This is a genomic window from Pseudoalteromonas sp. DL2-H2.2, from assembly GCF_021532535.1.
Classification (GTDB): Bacteria; Pseudomonadota; Gammaproteobacteria; order Enterobacterales; family Alteromonadaceae; genus Pseudoalteromonas; species Pseudoalteromonas rubra_A.
Map to the genome: position 1 here is coordinate 1 of NZ_JAKGBD010000018.1, position 20,028 is coordinate 20,028.

Genomic DNA, 20,028 nt, shown 5'->3' on the forward strand with positions numbered 1-20,028 from the left:
CGGGCAGATGTATGCGTGCAGATAAGCGGGGTTACATCAGCGATAGTCAACCATTGTTGACCCGATTACAAATCGACCCGGACAACTGGCTAAAGCTCACAACCCAATTCACTAAGGTGTTTCATGGTGCGGTAGGACGAGAGGAGGCGTTGACAGAATACTGTGAGCACCTGCATAAAAGGCGTCGAGCAAACCTGACTCAGTGCGAACGATTATTGCGTTAACCACGCTCATTGCTGTTAATTTATCGTAGCTATTCAACCCGCCTCAGGCAAGGTGACGGCATCGTTTTGCCTGAACTCTCCCCAATCTCGGTTAACCACCGTTCAAATTGACAACATTCCCCAGAACAGGAATGCAGTTCCCAAGATATGTGTGCATCAAGCGTACGATTCACGACGAAATCCAACCTGCCGTTTCTGATAAAGGAAATTTTGTGGTGGGTGTCGCCTTTGTTTTCTTTCTTGTGGTGGGTGTCGCCTTTGTTTTTCTGTGGTGGGTGTCGCCTTTGTTCTTCCCCAGAAGTGCTTGTAATACTTTTGATATAAAACTAATACCCACACTCAAGCGCTATTTTTAGCCAAGGTTCAACTTGAGTGATTGCTGAACGGTTCAGGTGTGTCTCATAATTCACCATAGTGACGTCGATATTTAGCTGAGCAGCCGCATAGTTGACTAACAAACGTTGTAAGGCAGTATCTTCTATCTGACCAAACCGTCGCTTAAGATAGTCGCGTTTATCTATTGATAACTTAAGTTTGTTAAACTTAGTCCACGCCAACGCCTGAACCCATTCAAAAAAAATGCCTCTTGGACTTGCGCTGTACTTGTTAACCAGCTGCTCTACTCTGGGAAGCACACGTTGATATAACAGCGCATCATTAAGAAGTACCAAAGAAAATAGTAAGTTGATGCCAGCACTTAGCTCTACGCTTTCATAACCAGCAACCTGGGCGCTACTGAATGCTAGCTTGAACAGTTTTTTTGCCTCTGTCACCCGCTCAAGCTCGAGTTCCATAACACCCACATTGTTTGTCGCAATTGCAATCGCTTTTTTGTTGTCAACTTGCTTCGCCAACTCAAGTGCTTTCCTGAAGTACTTTTGTTCGCTGGAATCGCTCGAAAAGTGCCTGGAAACGCTTCCTAAGCTATTAAGCGCTTTCATTTCTTTGGTTGTGGTATCTGCTTCTTTTAATGCGCATAGTAATACTTGCTCGGACTGTAAATAATTACCCTCACGCCTTAACCACACGCCTATGTTTAGTAAGATATCGAAGCGTTTAAGCAGAAAAGCATCACTGTCAACTCTTAGAAACATTGATTCAAATGAGCGCTTTGCAAGCCCTTGCTTCTGCTGCAACAAAGCAGCGAGAGACAGCAAATAGTGGTACTCGATATAATCGTTATCCTTTGATAACGCGGACTGCGCAAGTGCGGTTAATATAGATTCTGCTTTTTGAGGATCAGAGGTAAGAAAGTAGGCAGCTCGTTCAATCTGATATTGGGTATTTTCTTCTCCTTTACTCGGTGAAGCGGCCAAAAGTAGGTAACCCATGTATAACCAAAAAATGTATCGCTTTGCTATCATAACTACTTCTCAAGTCTATCAGGTTTGTTTTGAGTTAGCTGACTCACTCCCTGAGCAAAGCCTACCATATCTCACTCGATTAATCTTGGCACTTCGGTCCAAAATATTAACGAAGTGTTAAGGTAAGAAAAAGCCCTGCCGTCCCTGGCAGGGCTTGTCATTGCGCGTTAGAAGCGCACTTCAATACCGGCGGCAACTTCACCGATACGGTTGGCGCTCAGGCGGTAGTGGCTGTAGCTGAGTGTCAGCGCGGTGCTGTCGCTCAGCTGGTAGCCTACTGCGCCACCAAAGTAGGCGCTGGTGCCTTTTTGTTCGTACTGAACAAAGTGACGACCGTTCAGGGTACTGTCAATCTGATAGTCCCAGTTGTAGGCGCCCAGGAACAGCTCGCCATGCACTTTATCAAAGCGTGCCACTTCCAAACCCGTTTGCAGTGCAAAGCCTTCTGGCAGAACCGGGGCGACACGCGCCATGCTTTGCTGCCAGCTGTCTGGTGTCAGCGTACTGCCGCTCAGCGTCACCCGCCCCTGGCCCAGGTCGATATAACGCAGACCCGCATACCACTTAGGCATCAGCTGATAGAAAGCACCGGCTGACCATGACTGGCTGCTGTCGTCCACGTTCGAGACCTGAATCCCCGCAGGCAAGGCGCTGAAGTGGCTGTTCGCTTCGGCTTGCCCTAACGTTGCCTGAACACGCCACGCATCTGCCAGTGCAGGTGCACTAACCAGGCAGCTGGCCGTCACAACCGCGTAAGCAGGGAGCGCCGACTTGCGACGACGCAATACCAGCGCCGACACCATGATCATTAACAGCCCACCCAGGCTACCGGATGACTTGTTTTCTACCGTAGCAACCTGATGGGCTGTTACGTTGATTTTCGCAATCCCTGTGCTGGTCGCACCTTTTGCGTCTTTGACTTGATAAGTCACTGTGTCTTCTCCATTAAAGCCCAGTTTTGGCTCATAGCTTAAGGTGCCGTCAAGGTTAACAACTGCCTTGCCGTGCGTCGCCGTAGCGCTGATAAGCGTCAGGGCGTCACCATCCGGATCCATGTCGTTGGCAAGAACATCCAGAATCACGCTGGCCTGATCATTAGTGCTGGCAGTATCAAGCTGAGTGACTGGCGCGGCATTGACCACCAGTTCAACCGTCACTGTGGCGCTGGACGTCCCGCCCTGGCCATCGGCAATGCTGTAAGTGATGGTTGCCGTGCCAACATAATCCACCGGCGGTGTATAGCGTAGCTGATTGTCGAGGATCTCAACTACACCAAAGTCGGCGCTTGCGCCTGTGATGGTCAGCGTATCTCCGTCAGCATCGCTGTCGTTTTCCAGTACATTAATAAAGACCGGCAGACCCGCACCCACAGCCAGGGTATCGGCCTGTGCCACTGGTTGCGTGTTGTCGCTCATCAGCACGGCAATACCGCCCGGATCAACGATGCTGCCGTTAGCAATGCCATCGTCGTCGTTCGGACCACCATCCACAATTTGCAGTTGCACACACCAGTCGCCTTCGTTCAGACCATCACGCCACTCGTTGCTGCCCGGAGGTGGACAGTAACCCGGCTCACCGGTTGCCGACAGGATGGCATTGCCGTCTGTGGTCACAAAGTTCACCCACTCACCGTCACGGAACTTACGGTAAATCGCGTTAACCGGGATAGGTTTACGCTGCGGGATCACGATGCCGTAAACGTCGCCCGCCTTAGGCAATCCGGTTGCGATAAAGTCGAATACCCCACCAATATTGGTGGCTTCGCTATCCGCAGGCAGCTCAGTTTCAAGCAGCTGCGCACCGCCCGTGGAGTTTTGTGCCACGGTTGCCCCTTTACGCAGACATACGCCCGGCTCTCCTTCTACCAGATACTGGTTCGCATCCTTCACCTGACCTGGGATCACGTTACAGTCGCTGTTGGCATCCAGATAATCCGGAATACCGTCATTATCCGAATCCGCAAAGCCTTCCTGATCATCCGGGATAAGGTCGCCATCGCTGTCCACACCACTTAGCTGTGGCAAGCTGTCAACCACCTCCAGATAGATATCCTGAGTGGAAGACAAGGCAGGTGCGCCATCATCCGTTGCTGTTACGCTGAGTTTATAGATCCCCGCAGTCAGCACACTTGGGTCAAATTCAAAGCGCTCAGCCTCAAGGCTAAGATTAGTCATTTGCGCGTCGGCCGCTTCCCAGCTCAGCGTGATGCTGTCTTGCGGGTTGGCATCGGTTGCCGCTGCACTCACCACGACAGACTCACCATTTTGCAGTATCAGCGTGCGCGACTCACCGTTTTGGGTGGTATCAACCGCCAGCGCTGGCGCAACGTTGTCTTCTACTATGGTCACGGTAGAGCTGGACTTGGCGCCCCGGTTGAGCGTATCTGCCAGAGTGATCACTATACTCTCATTACCTTCGACCGTGCCGTCGGCAAAGACGTTAAAGGTAATGCTGGCCTCAGTGCCTGATTCAATCACCACTTCGCCGTCAAGCAAGTCATGGTCGTTGCCATCGGCTGAACCGCTGACCGTGTATGGTACAGTGATCGGATAACTTGGTGCCGGACCATTGAGGAAGACCTTCACCGTGTGGCTTTGCTCTTCCGCAATCTGGCTGTCTTTGCTCAGAGACACCAGCGGGTTCACCGCAAGCGTCTGCTTTTTCACCGTAGACTGGTCATTACCATCGGTCGCTTTCCAGTACACCTGATGCAGGCCCGGTGCAAAAATTGTCACACCATCCACCAAGGAGACCGCCAGCGGATTGCCATTACTGTCAAAGGCAGAAGCCGTACCTAAATCAACTTTAGTAAACAGGCCGGTTGCATCCACACTCATATCATCCGGTACGCTCAGCGTTGGCGCGTCGGCCGCAGCGGATGCGGTGATCTCTACCGTGGCAGTCGCCTGCGCACGCGCTCCGGCACTGTCCGCCAGCATGTAAGTGATCACAGCGGTGTCTTGCGCACTTGCCTGTGGCTGATACACCAGTTGACCCTCGCTGATGGCAACACTACCGATGGAAGCGCTTGCACCGACCAGGGTCAGGGTATCACCCGCATCCACATCGCTGTCGTTTGCCAGTACATCCAAGCTGTAGCTGCTTGCTACTTCGCCGAAGCTAAAGGCGTCGTTTTGTGCCACCGGCGTATCGTTCACGGCATTCACCGTGATGCTGACTTGCGCCTCATCCGAATTCATTTCGCCGTCGTTGACCACATAGCTAAAGCTATCAGCGCCATTGAAGTTGGCGCCCGGAATATAGCTGAACAAGGTACCCTGTACGCTTAGCGTACCACTGGCAGGCTGCTGGGTTACCGTGATGCTCAGACTGTCCTGATCCGGGTCTGACACCGGCGCACTGAAGCTGGTTGAGGCATCTTCGTCGACAAACACCTGCATCGTCTGCGCAACTGGCTTGGCATTGACATAGCCAACTTCGATGGTAAATGCAGGCAGTGAGGCCGATAATTCGCCATCCGCAACGCTAATTACTATGTTTGCGTAGTTGCCCACATCATCGCGACCCGGAGTACCAGACAAAGTACCACTTTGCGTATCGAAGTTAGCCCAGACAGGCTGGTTCTCAATGCTGAAAGTGAGTGAGTCACCATCTAAGTCAGTGGCATCTGGCGTAAAGCGATAAGCCGTGTCCTGATCCACACCCGTTGCCGGTGTACCTGTGATTACTGGTGCGTCATTCACGGCAGTCACATTCAGCGTAACTTGCACCGGCTCAGATTCTGCCTGACCATCAAAGGCCACAAATTGCAGGCTGTCTTCACCGTTGAAATCGGCATTCGGCGTATATAACCAGCTGTTATCACTTTGCTGTGTCAGCGTACCTGAGTTAACGCCTTGTACGATTTGATAGCTCAGCGCGTCTGCATCGATATCCGTGGCCGTTAATGTGATTAACACACTGCCGTCTTCAGAGACGTTCAGTACCTGGGCGTCTGCCACTGGGGCATCGTTCACAGGCGTAACCGTCATAGTAACAAGCGCTTCGTTCGATACTGCACCTGCCGCGTCTTTCACCGTGTAGGTGAAAGTATCCAGGCCATTAAAGTTGGCGTTTGGTACATAGACAATCGCACCGCTTTCGGTCACTGTCACTTGACCACTTTGTGGCTGAGCGACCACAGTCACGCTGCCTGGGTCTAACTGGTCGTTGGCATCCACATCGTAGTCATCACCCAAGACGTTGACTTCATATGAGCCTTCTTCTTCAAGCTGGGCGGTGTTATCGACTGCCACCGGCGCATCATTCACTGGCGTGATGTCAATGTTAACGGTTGCAGGCTCAGAGCTCAGCCCTTCGCTGTCCATTAGGGTGTAAGTAAAGCTAAGGCTGCCGTTCACATCCGCTTTTGGTGTGATCTCAAGCTGACCATCGGCCAACACTGTGACATCCGCCAACTCGTAGGCACCGGCGCCATTGCCCTTGTCTTCGAGCATCACGTTGGCACCATTGAAGCCCTGATCTTCCACATCGGTGTCATTGTCCAGGATATTCAGTGTGCCAGTTTCGTCTTCGTTGAGGGTGACGCTGTCGCCATCCGCCACCGGACGGTCATTAACCGCGCCAATGTTGACGATCACTTCAACCGGCTCAGACACCAGGCCTTCGCTGTCCGCAATGGTGTAGCTGAATGCGTCACTGCCCGTGGCATTGGCGTTTGGCGTGTACACCAGCTTGCCTGACTCCTGGTTCACAGTAACAACACCTTTGCTCGGCAATACGCTCAGTACAACCTCACCTTGTGGGTGGGTGTCTTCGATATCGCTCGATAAGGTGCGTACGTCCAGCTCGTCACTCGGCGTGTCTTCTTCTACCGTTAACGTCGCGCCTTTGGCAACAGGCTGATCGTTCACTGCCACAATGCTGATGGTCAGTGTGGCAACTTTAGAGGTGTTACCTGCCGCATCTTTCACCGTGTAGGTCAGCGTATCCTGACCCGTGGCATTCTCGTTTGGCGTATAGGTCAGCTTACCATTGGTGATGGTGTAGCTACCCAGCTGAGGCTCAGTCACCACGGCCGCAGACGCAGCCACCATATCGTTTTCTGCGTCGAAATCGTTCTCCAGCAGATCTAGGGTGTTCGGCGTGTCTTCTGTCACCGTCAGAGTATCATCGAGCGTCACTGGCGCATCTGCCAGCGGGTTGATCGTCAGCGCCACGGTACGCGTCTGAGACAATTCACCTGCGGTATCTTTCACCTGGTAGGTAAAGCTGTCGCTGTGATTTTCGCTGCCATCATGGCTATAAGTGAAACTGCCGTCTGCGTTCAGTAGCAAAGTACCAAACTGCGGCTCACCCACCACCACGGCGCTCAGGCTGTCTTCGCTGTCTAAGTCGTCATCCGTTGCCGTACTGAGCAGGCCCTGCTCCAGTGCAATTACCAGTTGCTCGGCTTCATCCAATGTAAAACTGAAGTCCTGTGCCACAGGCGCATCATTGGTGTTAACCACTTCAATGTTAAATGCGCTCAGTGCATGCTCGGCTTTACCATCATTGACGGTGATAACGATTTGCTCATAGTTGCCAACGTGCTCATCGCCTGGCGTGCCGCTCAGTTTACCGGTTTGCTCATCAAAGCTTGCCCAGTCCGGTTTGTTGCTGATCACAAACGTATGGGTGTCATCGCTGTCCGGGTCGGTAAGCTCAGGCTCAAACACATACTCGGCATCTTCGTTCACAGTGGTTTGTGGTGTGCCAGACAGCACAGGGGCCACATTGTACTTTTTGGTCACCGCAGCCGTCACAGGCTCACCCGCGTTGTTCGCATCGTCGTAGACCACAACGGTCAGGATCAGACGCCCTTCAGCCAATGCAGAGACATCAACTCCGGTAACACTTTGTGTGGCTGCGGTGATGCTGATAGGCGACTGACTGCCCACCGAGGTAGTGCCATCACTGACCTGATAAGTCAGCATGCCTTTGCCTTCAAGCCCATTTAGGGTAAAGCTCATGGCAGTTTCGTTATCACGGTTGATCAAGGTCTGATCGATACTGACCGACTGGCCGCTTGGGGCTGTCGTATCCAGACTCAACACCAGCGGCTCTGCTGCCGTATTGGCATTGCCTGCCGCATCATTAAATACACCAGCTGCAATGCTGATGGTCACGTCACCTTGCGCATTCTCATCTGGCGTAAAGGTGGCCTGATAAGTGGTCGCATTCAGTGCTTTTAACTCGCTCAGACTGCCGCTGCTTGCACTGATATCTTCCAGTGTAAAGTCTTCACTTGGCTCGCTCAGTGCAATGGTGATCAACGCCTGCTCACCGACTTTCAGTGCCGGGTCGTTAGACGTCAGGCTCACCACTTGTGGCGCAGCGGTGTCGAGCATTGTCGTTGCTGAGGCCACTTGCGATACATTACCTGCCGGGTCGGTCAGGGTCACGGTGACATTCAGCTGGCCGTCGTTCAGATTGCTCAGGTTGATACCACTGATAGTCTGGTTCGACTCAGTGACTTCACCTTGTGCAGACACCGGCAGGCCGCCTTGCGCGCTGCTGATCACATAGTGATAACGGCTGCCCACTTCGGCATCGCCCAGCGTGATGCTAGCCGCGTTAGCATTGGTGCCATGGTAGTAAGGTGCGCCAAACGCCACACTGTGATTGCCCGGCGCCTGAGTATCTATGTTCAGTGTCAGGGTGTCAGAAGCCAGATTCGGGTTGCCCGCTGTATCATTAAACTTGCCGGCGGCAATGGCAATGGTGCCCGCTGCTTGCGAGTTTTCGCTCGGCGTGAACACGGTACGATAGCTGGTGTCGCTGATCTGCTCCAGCTCAGACACAGTGCCGCCCGCCACGTTCAGTAATGCCTTATTAAAGTCGCTAACGGCTTCGCTCAGACCAATGGTGATCACGCTAGTCTCGCCTGCTTTAAGGGCCGTCTGTGACGCACTCAAAGTGGTAACAGTCGGTGCAGTTGCATCCAGCGTGGCTTGATTAACCAGTGCTTCTGCCGCATTGCCCGCGCTGTCGGTGAGTACTACCGACAAGCTCAGTGTGCCGTCTTTTAGCTGGCTAAGGTTAGTAATATTGACCTGCTGGTTCGCCGCTGTGATGGTGTCAGTGCCAGTCAGTTCACCACCGCCAGTGCTGGTCAGCGTGTAAGCATATGTCGCGCCCACTTCGGCGCCGCTAAAGCTAATGCTGGCCGCATCGCGATTGGCTAAATTGTAGGTTTGCTGATCCAGCATTACATCGTGACCACTCGGCGCTGCGGTATCCAGAGTGGCCGAATCTGTTGCCGCCACACCGGCATTGCCAGCCTTGTCGGTCAGCGCCACAGACAGGCTCAGCGGTCCGTCATTAAGGTTTCCAATATCCGTAATAGCCACCTGCTGCTGCGCACTGTCAAGGGTACCCGTGCCACTGATGCTGTGCCCTTCACTGCTCAGTGTATAAGCATAAGTTGCCCCTGCTTCGCCGCCGCTCAAGTCAAAGCGGATGGTGCTCGTCTTGCTGTTATAAACGTCTTTATCCAGCGTCGCCGCATAACCAGTTGGTGCCTGAGTATCAATGTTAAGCTCAACCGATTTGGTTCCGGCATTTTGGTTACCTGCTGCATCGGTAAAGACATTGCTGTTCACCGCCACACTGCCCGTCGCTTCACTATCACTGCTTGGTGTAAAGATCACCTGATACTGATTGGTGCTATTGGCAACCGCTGCAAACCCAGACAGAGTGCCATTTACAGCACTCAGATCAGCAATGCTAAAGTCGCTGCTGGCTTCGCTCAGGGTAATGGTGATCACGCTGGTTTCACCGGCTTTGAGTGTGCTGTCAGAGGCACTCAAGGTGGCAACCAGTGGTGCCGTGGCATCCAGGGTTGCGCTATCAACCACTTCCTGTGCAGTATTGCCATGGCTGTCTTTCATAACCACAGACAAGCTCAGCGCGCCATCTTTGAGGTTGCTGACATCTGCAATCGAGACTGTTTGTGTGGCGCTGTTGAGCGTACCACTGCCCGTGACTGAGCTGCCGCCACTGCTGGTCAGTGTATACGTGTAGGTTGCTCCCACTTCGCCACCGGCAAAGCTAAAGCTGGCACTGTTCATGGTGCTGGCATTATAGGTGCGCTGGTTAAGCGTCACGCTGTGACCACCAGGTGCGCGGGTGTCTAACGTCGCAGTATCCGTTGCTGCCACACCGACATTGCCCGCTTTATCGGTCAACGTCACAGACAAGCTCAATGGTCCATCGTTCAGACCACGGATATCAGTGAGCGTGATACGCTCATCAGCGCTGCTCACGGTGCCTGTGCCGCTTAGCGCTGCGCCTTCGCTTTGGATCTCGTAGCGATAGGTTGCACCCGCTTCGGCATTGTTTAAATCAAAGCTAATAAACTGCGCCGCACTGCTGTATACATCCTGACCAAAGGCTGCGCTGTAGCCCGTTGGTGCCAATGTATCCAGCGTCAGCGCCAGCGCTTTTTCTGCACTGTTGCGGTTGCCCGCCACATCGCTAAAGCTGTTGGCTTTGACTGTCACCTGAGCCTGAGTGCTGTTGCTTTCGTCCGGGTTAAAGGTCACTTTGTATTGTGTGGCACTGATTGCGGTAAAATCAGACAAGGTGCCTTGTGTGGCACTCAGCGCCGCCATATTAAAGTCGTTGCTGGCTTCGCTCAGGGTAAGGGTGATCACGCTGGTTTCACCGGCTTTGAGTGTGCTGTCAGAGGCACTCAAGGTGGCAACCAGTGGTGCCGTGGCATCCAGGGTTGCGCTATCAACCACTGCCTGTGCAGTATTCCCATGACTGTCTTTCATAACCACAGACAAGCTCAGCGCGCCATCTTTGAGGTTGCTGACATCTGCAATCGAGACTGTTTGTGTGGCGCTGTTGAGCGTACCACTGCCCGTGACTGAGCCGCCGCCACTGCTGGTCAGTGTATACGTGTAGGTTGCTCCCACTTCGCCACCGTCAAAGCTAAAGCTGGCACTGTTCATGGTGCTGGCATTGTAGGTGCGCTGGTTAAGCGTCACGCTGTGACCACCAGGTGCGCGGGTGTCTAACGTCGCTGTATCCGTTGCTGCCACACCGACATTGCCCGATTTATCGGTCAACGTCACAGACAAGCTCAATGGTCCATCGTTCAGACCACGGATATCAGAGAGCGTGATACGCTCATTGGCGCTGCTCACGGTGCCTGTACCGCTTAGCGCTGCGCCTTCGCTTTGGATCTCGTAGCGATAGGTTGCACCCGCTTCGGCATTGTTTAAATCAAAGCTAATAAACTGCGCCGCACTGCTGTATACATCCTGACCAAAGGCTGCGCTGTAGCTCGTTGGGGCCAATGTATCCAACGTCAGTTCAACCGATTTCACTTGTGTATTCGGGTTACCCGCAACATCAGTGAAAGTATTGCCATTCACCGTCACGCTGCCCGTGGCTTCGCTGTCACTCGCTGGAGTATAGGTTACCTGGTATTGGGTGCTGCTGTTGGCAACTGCATTGAAGTTTGACAACTCTCCATTGGTGACACTCAGAGCCGCCATATTAAAGTCGCTGCTCGCCTCACTCAGGGTAATGGTGATAACACCTGACTCACCAGCACTGAGCTGTTGGTCTGATACCGTCATCGCACTGACTAAAGGCGCTGTGCGGTCCAGTGTTACCGTTTTAATCACAGGCTCTGCTTTATTGTCGAAACGGTCACTCAACACCAGTGACAGAGTAAGCGCACCGTCTTTCAGCCTACCAAGCTCTGCGCTTGGCACTGTTACTGTCATATTTGAACTGATGACCTGGCCACTTCCCTCAATAGCACCGCCATTACTGCTGCTCAGTACGTAGGTATAAGTATCGTTGAAAGCACTACCACCATTGAGTACAAAGTTCATTGTTTCAGTGTTTTGAGCGTTATACACAGCATGGTTGAGTGCAACGGTGTGCCCAGATGGCGCCTGAGTATCAAAATACGTACTGCGACCCAGTACCTGAGTACTTTTGTTGCCCGCTTTATCGGTGAGCGCACCGGCTTCAATCGTTAATCTTGAGGAGCTCTGCACATTTTCATTTGGACGCAGCTCAAAGGTAAAGAGCGAGTCGTTTAGCATCTTCGCATTGTGCACGCTGCCGTTAGTAACGTGGATAAAAGAAAGATCAGGCGACTCAATCGGTTCGCTCACATTGACCGTAACGGTCTTGGACCGCGGACTACTTTGAAAACCATCTGTGATATCAACGGACTGAGCCCAGGGCACAAGGCGGTCGGCTTCAAACCGCCAGGTTTTCGTCTCATTGCTGACATTGCCAACTTCGTTGATTAACGTCACATTAACTTTGATAAGACCATCAACGAGGGAGCTTACATCAAGTCCGGATATAACAGCACTGCCAGCAACCGAGCTGTCAAACGTGCCGCGTCCTTCTGTGGTATTTCCCTGACTATCCGTCAGCGTATAGTGATAACTGTTGTTTGCTTTTACATCAGCCCCTTCCAGAGTAAAGCTCAGGTTTTCCAGTTGCTGCGCATTAAAGAGTTCGTGCTTGGTGGAATCTTGTTCTTTGATGTCAAAATAACTCGGGTATATTGTATTGACAGCCTGCTGCTCAAACAGCACTTCGCTCAGCTCATTGCCCGCATCATCTGTAACTGTGTCTTTATTAACCACTACCCAGACTGACCTCGAACTGTACTCATCAGGTGTAAAGACCACGCTATACTCTGTCTCAGAGATTTCAGTGAAGGCTGACAAGTTATCAGCCAGGCTGACAGGCAAGATATCATCCAGCGTAAAGCCCACAACCGGCTCACTGAAGGTAAAGGTCAGCGTTGCCGTTTCGCCTGCTTTCACCAGCTCTGTAGATGAGCTCATTGCAATGGTCGGCTTCTGGTTGTCTATGATGATGGTGCGTTCAATTGAATCAGAGGTATTGCCATGTGCATCAACCACTTTCAATGTTAATGTGTAAGTACCATCAGCCAGATTCTGCAATCTTGATAAATCGACCTGTTGATTGTTGCTACTGACCCTGCCCTCACCCTGCAAAGATACATTATCGCCAGTGACCGTCCACATATAAGTTGCGTGCAGTTCAGCCCCAATTAGGGTTACTGATGCAGACGACGCACTCACATTCGTAAATGCCGTTTTATCCAGAGCAATTTCAAACGCGTCGGGTCGCTGCGTATCAATATAGAAAAACTCTACAAACGAATTAGAGTCATTGATGTTGCCAGCTGCATCGCTAAAGCTGTCGCGTTTGACTTTTACATGGCCTTGCGTTCTAGTATTTTCAAACGGAACGTACTTGACGCGATACTCGGTCGCAGTGATCTGTTCAAACTGCTCCAGCGCCCCTCCTGATACCTCTATATCATCAGCGGTAAAGCCAGAGCTTGCCTCGCTAAGTGTAATGTTAATCAGTGCCGTCTCACCAACAGACAGACTATTGTCTGTGGGTTTAAGCGTTACTACTCTGGGTGCTGTTTTGTCCATCAGAGTCGTCGCGGTGACTTCAGGGTATGCATTACCCGCTTTGTCTTTGACAAACACTGACACGGTGAGTTGCCCGTCTTTTAAACGGCCTGGATCAGATATCTCGACTATGTGGTCATCCAGGTTATCAGTGCTACCGCTGCCGGTCACCAGCCCACCATTGCTGCTGCGCACACTATAGGTATACGTTGAATGACGTTCCAGATTGTACAGCACAAACTTGATTGGATTTGAGTCGGAACTGAGATACCTGTCTTGCTGGAATGCAACGGACACATCGGGGTTGAGCGCAGTGTCTACCCAAATGCCAACGTCCGTTGACTTACCTATATTGCCAGCAACATCCTGATATTTATTAAAAGGAAGCTCGATGCGCTCATAGCCAAATTTATTATCAAAAGGCGTATAGGTAACGGAATAACTGGTGTCTGTGTGTTTCACCAGATCACTCAACTCACCAATATTCTCCCAAAGCCTAAACGCATCCAGCGTCAGGTCCTTAACCGGCTTAGTCATGCTGATCTGTAAAACAGCTGATTCGCCTTTGATAAGGCTGCTATCCGACGCGGTAATGGTTGCTTGTGGACCTTCTAAATCCAGAGTCGCGGTTTTCACCACTGATACTGACGTATTGCCATAGGCATCAACACCCACCACTGTGAGCTTAAATTCAGTCTCGTTCGCTAACTCACTGACAGAAACCCCCAGCGAAAGCGCTCTCCATTGCCCAGTCTGCGGATTAATTGTGACTTCATCTTCGTATCGCTTGGTGTCGGTTTCAACCACCACCTTCACTCGGTCATTGTCAGTCACGTCACCCGACACGGAACCTGTGACTTCATATCTGAACAGATCCATACTGCTGATAGTCCCGTCCTCACCTCGCCAGTTCTCAATGACAGGGACCGCTAGCGGGGTTGTATCCACCAGCAGTGAATCAGACATCAGGTCAATTTCATTACCCGCGGCATCGGTGCCTTTAATTGCAATCGTGTAATTGCCATCTGCCAGTGGCTCAGACAGATTATGTGTCCAGGTGCCATCCTGTGCGACATTCACAACAGTCTGATATTCAAAGTCACCCTGCTTCACTGTAATAGTGATGTACTCAAGCCCTGGCGCGGTGCCTTCATAGGTTGGCTGACTCTTAATCGCAGCGTTACCAGCACTGCTGTCTTGTGATAACTTAGCCGTAAAATCAGCCGGCCTCGTTGGGGCCGCATTATCAATGACCACGCTCAATGACGCCGAAGCCGGACTCACTCTCTGACCGCTGGTCGCAATTGCGGTGACTTTATGACGACCTGTACTCAATGTAACCTGGCGCTGCCAGCTGCCATCAGACCCGACTGTCACTGTGCCTAACTCACCACTGACGTCGCTGTACAATGTGACGGTGCTGCCAGCCACTGCGGTGCCTGAAAATTCAAGGTCGGTCAGTTTAGTGATGTTGTCTTCTGAGTTAATGCCCGTATCTGAACTTGCCAGCAGATCTGGCGTTGACGGTGCGGGTAATGGCAGGTTATTGATAATATTAAAATCAACAATCTGCTGCGTATTCCAGAAACCATCATTGGCCACAATACACACTGAGTAACTACCCTCAGCCAGCTCGCTGGTTGCTTTCAGTGCAGTCCCTTCAACCGTAATGCCCTCATAGGCCTCAGTGGTACACTGGCCATCTACCACTTTAAACAGTGAGATAGCCAGTGTATCCGGGTTCATCCCTTGTGTCTGAATCGTCGTAAAGGTATTGCCATACAAAGTGGCCGACAGGTTAACATCCGACACTGCCAGTGTTGTGGACGGCAGAGTTTCGGCAATTCTGAGCACAAAGGGGTCTGAGGGTTGTACGCCATCTTCCAGACCATCCAGCAGCTGTAAAGTAATGGCATGCGGAGCGGTATCGTCCCACTGAATAAATTGTACCTTACCGTCGTTCACGTCTTGCTGAGTGAAAGTATCGCCGAGCGCAAGCGCGTTAGAGGTGCCCTGCACAAAGGTGGTGTCATTGCTGTCATTCAGATACAAGGTACCGTTTTGCGACTCGGGGAGTGCCACCACTTTGTACAAAATACCTTCAGCGGTATCGTTCGAGTCAGTCGCATTCAGGTGTGCCTGAGTGATGGCCACACCCTGCTGAGCGCTCTGGGTGGTGTATTGAACTGGTTTGTTGGTAGCAATTGAAGGAGCCGTATTCTTGGGTCTGATATTAAAGACCAGATCGCCAATTGTTGGCTGTGTACCTTCTTCTGTGCCTTGAATTCCCCAACCATAATTACGCGTTTCGGTATTGTCTTCTCTGGCTGAGAACATAAGCGCAGATACCACTTTGCTGACCGCTTCTGGTGTCCCTTCAACCTGAAACAGGTTAGGCCCCACAAACTCATTCACCACAACATCGTCTAGGTTAATATCACCTGGCAGGTGGAAACTACCGGCAAGTCTCTGTGCTGTGGGATCGGTTGCGCTCCCCAGGTCTCTGATAAAGAAAATGACTCGCTCACTATCTACATCCGTTGCCTTAAACCCGGCCAGCGGCGTAATGGTCTTTGGTGTCGCCAGTTCAAGTTTACTCCAGTCCTTAAGGTAGACATTAGCTATCGTCAAATTTTGCTCAGCTGGCTCATTGCCCTTAACCAGAATTGACAATTCATGGTTATCGGAGATAGTCAGCTCAGGCGCTGAAGTCACAATAAAAGGCACCTCGTAATCGTGCAGCGTTTGCCAGCTTTTATCGCTTTCGCGGAAGTGGTGAATAACGACTTTAGAATTACCGCCAGGTAAGTCCTGCGCCTCTACAACATAGGGGCTGGCAGCACCAAGTACCGCATTACTTTTGTTTAAGTCGAATTCGATGGTGTCACTTGCAAAATGGTGCTGGCCATCAGACGATTCAAAGTAGTAAGTAACTGAGCGCTTGTTTGACTCCTCAGTGCCTAAACCCTGCTTGAGAGAATGCATTCCCTCATTATCGCCATATGCTTTTTGGACAACTTCAAGCTTACTCGCTCCTGCCGGACTAAAGACACTGACTCCACCCAGGTTTACCAATGTTTGTGGGGTGGCCCCAATAACGTCAAAATCGACTTTACTTGCAGCGAAAACATATGGTGCGCTCTCATTAAAGACCGTGAAGTACAGCTGCTGTGATATGCTATCTATTTCGAGGGTTACCTCGTCAAACACTTTAATAGTTTCTTCTGCTCCTGAAGAGGAAGCTAATGAATAATCATTTAGCCTAAAGTGATCATTCCATGTTGGGGGGTTATGCCCTGCTACAAACTTATAAACAATGTACACATTATGCAACGTCGAATAGATCAGTACATAAGGCACACCTTCCTGATCTAACGCCAGCCCATACCCGGTATCAGACACGTCATAGCCCTGATCCAGTCGGGTTGCGTCATTACTTAAAATGTATTGTTCAGTCTCAGTGGCATTAGGTGCATGGCGCAGCATTTTTAACACAGGCGCTTGGTGAGTATTCACATCCAGGTAGGTCACATAGCCGACACTGCTGCCATCAAATTCGATTTGTACTCTTTTAGGCAGGCCAACGCCATTGTCTATTTGCTGGCTGTATACATCAGACCAGCCGCCATTGCGATAAGCGCGCCATGTAAAGACGTTGGTTGTTTCGTTAAAGTACACAGCATGGGTGTTGCCAGCCGGGTCGGCTTTGATCACCAGGTCATTCGCTGCACGCATCTCCTCAGTCAATGGTACTTGCGTGATGGCGCCAGTTTGTACACGCGTTGGGTCATCAACCGGGTTAACCGTTAGATTAACGGTGGCAGTGCCTTCAGCAAAAAAGTCGTTGCTGTGCTCAGAGCCTTCCGGCAAGGCCATGTTTAACGCCAGTGCCAAATCTAATGGAGAATCGCTGCCATCATGAACAAAGTAGTAGTGGCCGCTGGTCATGACTGCGAATGATGCAGGGTTTGTCAGCGCCTGTTCACTCAGCTTTTCGTTTTCCGTTAGTTGGCCGTCACGATTAGTGTCAAAATACAGCGCGCCTGAGCTGACAGAAGCGGGGTCGACTGAGAATCTGAGTGTTTCGACAATCGCCTTGTCCGCGTCGCTCATTTGGAAGTGAGCCGTGGTAAGCTTGACTTTGTCGCCTTCATCTACACTGAGCGGGGTAAGGGTAAAGAGATCCGATAAGGCCCTGACAGGTTTAATGTTCAGGCTAAGAGACCCATTGCTTGTGGTACCATCAGGCAGGCCCTGCATGGTGTAGTTATAGCTAGGCGTGCCCTGATAACCCGTATCCGGCGTAAAGATAAGTTGCGCCAGCAGACGATTCACCGCTTCAATCGGGCCGCTAATTACAAATCCTTTGCCATCTTCGGTCGGCTTAGCAGTGACGCCATCCAGCACGGCATCATCTGGCAGGCTGAAAGTGCCCGGCGTGCCGGCGTCATCGGTAGTGATGGTAAACGACACTTGCTCCGAGTCTGGATCAACCAGCGTTTTGCCTTCAAACGGTTTGACAGGGGTCAGCCCGTTGATTAGCGTTGTGCTCCAGTCTGTCGGTGTTTGCTCACCGAGCGAAGACACCACCTGTTTGCCCGTACTTTCATTGGTCAGACTAATAATAAGTTGGTTATTAGCCGAGAGGCTCAGTGCTGGCTCTGTACTGACCGAATAAGCGACTTCATACTCGCTTAATACTTGCCACGCCTGATCAACGACATGGCGAATAACGACCTTTGACCTATTGCCCGACAGGGGTAACACTTCAACGGCATACGCGGTGTTTGTGCCCAGGATAACGCTGCTGGTATCCCGTGCTAATGTAAGCGGATCGACCTTAAATTGTGTACTACCATCGTCGTTAGTGTAATAGTATTTTACCTCGCGAGTATAGGGAGGCGATGAATATGACGTCGTTCTCTTAACATTTTGAATAATAGAATGGGCGCCCTCTTTATTTCCATTGGTCGCCTGGAAAGAGGCAACTTGTGACGAGTAGACACGTTGTACGTCAGGGAAGGATATATCAGAGCCACCACGCCCTAATGCTTGAGGTGTAGAATATTGAGGGTTTGTGCCACCGATACCGCTGATTTTACCAACCTTAGTCAAGTTATAATATGACCAAGAATCATCAAGGGCATCAAGTGTGAAATAAATTGCCTGGGTGTCTTTGTCAACCGCCAGCGTCAGATTACCAACAGGGATTGTTATTGAATCCTCGGGTCTCATTGGGTCAACAGAGGTATTCAGCTGCTCTTCAAACCGATAGACTTCCGACCAGGTTTTGCTTTCACCTGACTCATCAAATTTGTAAATCACATGCCTGTCAAACTCTTTTGAGTTGAGCATGACGTAAGGGGTGTTGTCTTTATCAAGCGCAAAGGCAAACGTTTCATCATTGTCCTTTAGCTGATATCCCTTGGACAGGTCATTTGTGTCTACATCATTAACAGAGATTTCTTCAACCGAGCCAGTTTCTGGGAGTTGGCGCCAGAGACTGACTACGCGCTTGAAGTTCCCGCCATTTTGACTAAATACAACATGACCCAGGTCGTTACTGTCAAAATGCAGCTGCGGGTGCAGCTGCACATCTGTAGAAACAAAGTTGTTAAGCTGCGCTTTTTTAAGTTCAACCCATTGGCCGTCTCTAAGCACCTGCCATGATAAATAAGAGGAATAACGAGGGTCTACATAATGATAAACAACATGCACATTGCCCATTGCGTCCTTTTTAACCACTCGTTCATGGGCATCCAGCATTGATTGTGTCAGCGGAATATCAGTCGCGCCAAAGCCAAGCTCACCCTGCACCAGTTCGGGGGCATCATCAACCGGGGTGACAGTGAGTGGGATCTTTACAAACCCACTTGCCAAAATGTTTTCATTTTGGTTCGAGTTGTTATAGTACAACTTGACATAAATGTTCGTGTTAAGTGGTGTCTCTGAGCCATCATGGACAAAGTAGACATCTTCAGCACCGAGTTGACGAATGCGCGTTTTATACATTCCTTCATTACCAACCAACCTCTCACCTTCTGTCAATTGACCATCGGCGTCGTTGTCGTGAAAGAGTTGTCCATTCAGTGCAATGTTTTCAAGCTGACCAAGATAGCTAATTGCCTCGGGTGTATTCAAAAGTGCTTGTTCCAAAACCGTAATCTCAGTTAATGCCAGAGCATCTGAACCTTCTTCGACCGGTTGGAACAAGTCAGCAGTAATGACGACTCGCCCGCCTTCATTAACAGTCAGGCCACTACTCTTGACATTAACGACTTCAGAAATTTGAAGCTCAGCGACAACATTAACACGCACTTTAGCGCTGGCTTGAAGCTGGCCGTGGTCCTGGATAGTCACTTGGATCTCACGCTGAGTTTCATTCGGATTTGTTGAGGTGTTTGTATATGTAACTGCTTTAAGTAGCGCCTCTACTTCTGCCGGCGTGGCCATGGCTCCGCTAAATTCAATGCTATGAGGCTGGAACTGGCCGCCCGCACCACTGAAACCATCCAGTGCCATCGCACTGTCATTTACAGAAAGCCACTCATCGGCGCCATCAAGTGGGTTTACAAGGGTAATTTTGATGCTCGAAATGGTCTTATCATCAGTAACATTTGCGTTTGGCGCAATTGAAAGCGGATCAGCTCCTTCTTTAAAACGGACGAAACCGTCCGTTCCACTGGAAGAGATATCTAGGTCAAGTGTAGGCTGACTGTTGGTCGTTTCACTACCGCCAGAATTACCTCCATTGCCACCACCGCTATTTGAATTACAATCAGGATCGCCGGGAATACCTGAGCAATTGCCGTCCAACAAAAATGCCTGAGCGCTAGTGCTAGTGAAACCGGCACTCAGCGCCACCCCACCCAATAACGCGGCCTGAATATGCCGGGCTAATTTACTTTTTTTACTTATGTTTTTATCACTAAGAGACATCAAACTACCTACTAACACTTAATTTTAAAATATGTTGCCCGGCCAAATCCCCTTTCGGCCAACGGC

2 protein-coding genes and 1 pseudogene are annotated in these 20,028 nt (G+C 50.9%); 1 reads left to right on the forward strand and 2 read right to left on the reverse strand.

The genetic code is table 11. The features are described from left to right. Nucleotides 1-224: pseudogene (locus tag L1285_RS21090) on the forward strand (transposase); the annotation flags it as partial. Between the two features lie 326 nt (nt 225-550). Here L1285_RS21090 and L1285_RS21095 read toward each other — a convergent pair. Then, nucleotides 551-1,588 carry a hypothetical protein gene (locus L1285_RS21095; protein WP_235414210.1) on the reverse strand — a complete coding sequence of 346 codons (1,038 nt, stop codon included), beginning with the start codon at nt 1,586-1,588 and terminating at the stop codon, nt 551-553. 167 nt (nt 1,589-1,755) lie between these two features. Next, nucleotides 1,756-19,962 (reverse strand): tandem-95 repeat protein, encoded by an 18,207-nt coding sequence (locus tag L1285_RS21100; RefSeq protein WP_235414211.1) that lies wholly within the window; start codon nt 19,960-19,962, stop codon nt 1,756-1,758. Nucleotides 19,963-20,028: the final 66 nt, after the last annotated feature.

What these genes read in the sequence shown, in the direction of transcription:
- L1285_RS21095 (WP_235414210.1), bottom strand. Translation starts at nt 1,588, where the DNA reads ATGATAGCAAAGCGATACATTTTTTGGTTATACATGGGTTACCTACTT.
- L1285_RS21100 (WP_235414211.1), bottom strand. Translation starts at nt 19,962, where the DNA reads ATGTCTCTTAGTGATAAAAACATAAGTAAAAAAAGTAAATTAGCCCGG.